The sequence below is a fragment of the Rubrivirga sp. genome, from assembly GCF_049648075.1.
Taxonomy (GTDB): Bacteria; Bacteroidota; Rhodothermia; order Rhodothermales; family Rubricoccaceae; genus Rubrivirga.
On the sequence record NZ_JBARYR010000462.1, the window covers coordinates 1 to 5289 of the forward strand.

Sequence of the window (5289 nt, forward strand, 5' to 3'; positions counted from 1 at the left end):
GAGCAGCGCGAGCGTCGCCACGAACTGAAAGACGATCAGGCCCTGTCGAAACCCGATCGCCCCGGACCGTCGTCCTCCGCCGCTGCCGCGCAGCACGACGGTGGGGCGATACCGAGACAACACGACGGCCGGATACCATCCTGCGAGTCCGGAGACGACGACGGCGACGAGACCGGTGAACCCGAGAGCTCCGGGGTGCAGCAGCGCTGACGCCTCGACCTCGACGCCGAACAGGCCGCCGGCGGCAGGCACGAGAGCGACAGCCGCAAGCCAGCCGGCTGCGACGGCGCCGAGCGTGAGCAGCCCGGTTTCGCCCATCAGTTGGCCGGCAATCTGGCCGCGTGTCCCCCCGATGGCTTTCCGAACGCCGATCTCCTTCGCGCGCGCGGCCCCCTGGGCCGTCGCGAGGTTGACGTAGTTGACGACGGCCGAGAGCAGGATCAGCAGCCCGATGAGCGCCAGGGCCCACAGCGTCACCGGATCGGTCACGTAGCTGCCAGGATAGGCTCCAAACTCGGGTGTGGTGTGGATGTCTGCGAGGGGTTGGAGCATGAACTGCTGCTCTGCACGTTGCTCCTCGGTCTGGTGGGCCGTCCGGATCGCGTTCAGCTGGGTCTCGACCTCGCCCGCGTCGGCGCCGTCGTCGAGGACGACGTAGAGCGTATAGCCGTCTGAGAACCCCCATTCGTCGTACGCGGGCGCCCGCGTCGCCATCGAGGCGAAAACCTGGAACGGCAGATGCGTCTCGGCCGGTGGATCCGCAACGACGCCGACCACTTCGAGCTCGAGCTCGGCGCCGAGTCGAATCGTCTCCCCGATGGGATCGCCGTCGCCGTAGTAGCGGGCGGCCGTCGCCGCGGTCAGCACCGCAGCGTTCGGCTCCACCAGCCGCTCGACGCTGCCCGCTCGCACGGTGTAGTCGAAGACGTCGAAAAAGTCCGGGCTGACGAACGAAAGGCCGTCCTGGCTCAGATACCGGTCCGCGGCTCGAACCGACACTGACCCGTAGCTGACCTGCAGCTCCGCGACTCGGTCGACGCCTGGAACGCCTTCGCGCACGAGCGGGACCAGCCCGGTCGGAGTCTGCGCTTGGTACGACGGCCCATCCTCATCCCACTCGGGCCACAGCGCACCGACCCGGTAGGTCCGCTCCGCCTGCGCGTGGTAGTCGTCGAAGCGGAGTTCGTGCGACACGAGAGCGTAGATGCACAAGGCGCACAGAACCCCCAGCGTAAGCCCGAAGAGATTGATCGCGCTGTAGAGCGTCCGTTTCCGGAGCGTCCGGAGGGTGGCTTTGAAGACGGTTTGTGCCATGGCGACAGAGCGTTGCGTGGATGTCCGCCGGTCGGGTCGACGTTCGGGGATCGGATGCTCTACAGCCCCCCGTCAGCAGGGAGCCCCGTCGACAGAGAGTGGGAGCCCCTGCCCGAGCGCTGCGACGTGAGATCCCAGACGACCGACCGAGGAGTATTCGAGACGCATCAGGACATGGAATCCTCTGCGATTCGCGTGCCAAGGCTTTTGTGTGGGCCCTGGGCACTCCTCTCCTCGCTCGGACGTGCGCGCGCGCACACTCGCTGGGCGATGGCGCACACCGCACGCCTGAAAGACTCGCGGCCTGAATCAGACGTCTTCGAGGTAGGGCAGCGGGCTGACGGGGCAGAAGTGCGGCGCCTCGTCCAGCATGTGGCGCATCGAGCGGACGTGGCCTGCGCCCACGACGACGAATACACGCTCGTCGCCAGGACGGACAGTCCGCAGGATGTGGTGGACCATGTTGACATTGCGGCCATACCAGGCCGTGAGCTTGTTGGGGCCGGGGTAGTCGGCGTCCTGGCCGGCGCCCAGGGCCATGAACATCTGGAAGTGGTTGCCGCGGAGCGCAGAGTCGTCGTTGAGCCAGGTGTAGTAGTCCACCAGGGAGACGGCGCGGATCAGCGAATCCTCGTCGACGCGGAGGCGGTCGGGGATCAGCTGGTTGTAGTCCATCGTGTGCTTGATTTCGCCACCCCGTGCCACGTACTCACGGATGGGTGTCGAGAGAGGGTCGCGCGGGAAATCGATCGGCTGGACGCCGTCGAGGCCGAGCCGGCGTGCGAGCCGGAAGCCGACCTGAACGGCCTCGTCAGCGTCGTCGCTTAGGCCACCCGAGGCGAGGTAGGCCGCGTAGAGCGAGTCGGCTCGGGCGTCTTCCTCGCCCCACACCCACTCGACGCCAACGTGCTGAGGAGCGAAGGCAGCGAGCCGCTCGACCAGGTCGTCCAACTCGGCTTGGCGCTCCGGCACCAAGACGTCAGGTACGTCGACCGTGTAGGTGTCAGGGCTGTTGTTAGCGAGGTGGGCTGTGCCTAGTAGCATCACCTGAATTTGCCCGCCTGCGCACTCGGGCCAGACGGTGGGGTTGGGTGTGGGCTCGTCGAAGGGGTTCGGTGCCTGGGCAGAGACGAGCGGAGCGCAGGCGGCGGGGAGCGCGAGCGCGAGAAGCCGGAGGAGCGACGAGGTCAGCATCGGAGTATGGGCGTTGGAGATTCGCCAGGGCTCTCCCGGCGACTACCTCAGGATCAAACAAATCGCCTGTGCCGCCGTCCTACGGAAGAATCGGGACGCCGAGACCTGGTGTCATGACGCAATGGGACGTGCCGCAATCGGGCGTGCTGCCTGCTCGCGGCACCGGTCCCGATAGGCCGACGGAGTCTGGCCAGTTCGCTCCTTGAACACTCGGTTGAACGTGGACTTCGACGCGAATCCGGCGTCGAGTCCGATGGCGAGGACGGTGAACGGTTCACTCTCTGGGTCGGCCAGCCGACGCTGGGCTTCCCCGACGCGGAGCTCGTTGACGTAGTCGGGGTAGGTCGTGCCCAGAGACTCGTTGAGGAGGTACGAGAGGACCTTGTCGGTCAACCCAATCTGACTCGCCAGCGAGCCGAGCGTGAGATCGGGGTCGAGGTAAGGACGTTCGGTCGCCACGAGCCGGTCGAGCGCTGCCAGGTGAACGGCCGCCGCGTCCTCGCCGACGTTGTAGCGCTCCTTGCGCTCAGGTGCCTCGTCGGCCGGCTCGACTCGGACGGCGGCCTGGATGTAGCCGCCGACCGCCAGGACGTAGATGACGGCGCTGTAGAGGATGCTCTCGACGAGAGGCATCCAGCGGATGCCGAGGACCTCGTGGCGATGCAGATCCGGGACAAGAGGGCCGATCAGGCTGAACGCAAGCGCGCTCCCGAGCACGAGCGTCGCTGCCTGAATCACCAAGCGAAGCCACCGATACCGCGACCGCGCCCACTCGTACTCGGCATCCGCCTGTTTCCGCACGATCCGCCAGCACAGCGCGAGGTAGGTCGCCAGACCCAGCACGAACAGGGCAATTTGGACCGTCACCCACCATGCCGAAAACACGCGATTCATGTACACCTGCTTGACAGACATCGGGGACACGGCGATGCTGACGACGAGCACGGCCTGGGCGGCGGGGAGCACCCAGTGGCCCAGCCCGGGCCACGGTTTTCCGAGTCGGGCGCGAACGTACGCGTAGAGAAGGGGTCCGACGGCGAACGTGAACGGGAGCGGGGCGAACACGATGCCGAGGTTCTCGCCCGACGGCTGGATGTAGATCAGGAGCACGTAGAGCACGAGGGCCGCGCCCACCTGCATGAGCGACCCGAAGGCGACGTTGGCCTGCCGGCTCCCGCTCTGCCTCGCGAGCAGCACGGCCCCGATCGTCACGCTCGCGACGATGCCACCGCCCGCCAGGAGCGTCGCGACGATCTGGACCCAGGAGAGTTCGAACTGCACCGTGGGCTAGTTGGGCCGGCGGGCGAGGAGTCCAATTCCCACCAAGATGCCGGCCCACGCCGCTCCGGCGTTGAGGCAGAAAATGGTCTCGCCCTGAATCAGAAAGCCGAGGAGACCGAGTGCGCCTGCAGCGATGGACACGGTGGTGAGGGCGGTGAGGAGCCGGCTCGCGCGGCGGGAGGAGAAGGCCATGAACAACAGCGGGACGTGTTGCCCAAGACACGTGTGGCGGCTAGCGGGAGCGCCTCATGGAAGAATCGGGACCTGTAGTCGCTCGTGTGTCGGGTCGAGGTAGACGTCCTGCGTCGACCCTTTCGAAGCGTACGCCCTGGGTTCGGATGGTGGTGACGGTGAAGCCGGTAGTCGTTCCGTCGGGACCCCGCTCGAACACCACGCCCCAGATCGGCGACGCGTAGTCACCCATGAATCGTCCTCCTGCGCTGTGGGTGAGCGGTACCGGCTCGTGCCCACGTGGGCGGACTGCTACGAGCTCCCCCTCGTCGATCCGGAGGGTATAGACGGCATTCAACTCCTCGCTATGGTAGAGGCCTACAAAGTCCTCCAGCACGATCGTCTCCGGCTCGGTGGGGATCCGAAAGAACGCATCGGCCCCGAGCCGGGGGGCGGAGAGGGTGTCGACCGAACCGTTGGCTGACACGTCGAATGTGAGTCCGAGACCGCCGCGCGTAGAGAACTGCGCCGGACCGACGGGCGAGATTCCCCACTCCGGCTGTCCGACGAGCTGCACGACGTAGCCGTCTTCGCCCCGGGCGATTCGGAGGGTATAGCCCGGCGACCCCACCTGCTCGTAGCGGCCCTCGAACGCGTCAAACGTCGCAGGGTCGAACAAATCGGGGTCGTAATCAGGAGCGGGTTCGGCACCGGCGGCAACCGCGTTGTTGCCTTCGGTCTCGAATCTGTCGGAGAAGAACGTCTCGGCGACGTCATCGGCCGCGGCCACGGGATTGATCGAGCTCACATTCCCCAGCACCACGACTCCGGCATCGATCTCGGGGTAGTACGCCACGAACGACCGGTAGCCGGCGATCGCCCCGCTGTGTTGGATGCGCTGAAGGCCTTTGTGCTCGTCTACGTGGACCCCGAGCGCGTACCCGAGCGTGTCGCCACTGGCGAGGACGCCGCGCTGGCGCATCTGCCGTGCGACGGCGGCTCCGCCCACCTCGGCCGTGCCGAAGTTGCTCAGCCACCGTGCAAGGTCCCCGACGGTCGAGAAGACTCCGCTCGACCCGTAGATGGAGTATGGGAGAACCTCCTCCTCGTATCCGCCCGCCGCCGGCTCGTACGAGGCAGCACGCCCCGGGATGACCTCCCGGTGGTCGTCGCCGACGAACGTGTGACGCATCTGGAGCGGCCCGAAGACGTTGTCTTGCATCCACGACCGAAACGGCTCGCCCGTCACGCACTCGACGACCTCCGCTAGTAGGACGTAGTTCGAGTTGCTGTACTCGTACCGGGTGCCCGGCTCGAACCCCAATCCAC

At 66.7% G+C, this 5289-nt stretch carries 5 protein-coding genes; all 5 read right to left on the reverse strand.

Annotated features, from left to right (window positions below; genetic code table 11):
* Positions 1 to 1314: ABC transporter permease (locus WBA11_RS13185; RefSeq protein ID WP_424521134.1), on the reverse strand; the 1314-nt coding region annotated here is incomplete at its 3' end.
* Positions 1315 to 1623: 309 nt separating this feature from the next.
* Entirely contained in the window at positions 1624 to 2508 is an 885-nt protein-coding gene (locus WBA11_RS13190) for a DUF5694 domain-containing protein (protein ID WP_424521135.1), read from the reverse strand.
* A 111-nt stretch (positions 2509 to 2619) separates the two neighbouring features.
* Positions 2620 to 3789 (reverse strand): helix-turn-helix domain-containing protein, encoded by a 1170-nt coding sequence (locus WBA11_RS13195; RefSeq protein ID WP_424521136.1) that lies wholly within the window; start codon positions 3787 to 3789, stop codon positions 2620 to 2622.
* 6 nt (positions 3790 to 3795) lie between these two features.
* Entirely contained in the window at positions 3796 to 3981 is a 186-nt protein-coding gene (locus WBA11_RS13200; protein WP_424521137.1) for a hypothetical protein, read from the reverse strand.
* Positions 3982 to 4021: 40 nt separating this feature from the next.
* Positions 4022 to 5289 (reverse strand): serine hydrolase domain-containing protein (locus tag WBA11_RS13205; protein WP_424521138.1); only part of this gene is annotated, 1268 nt, incomplete at its 5' end.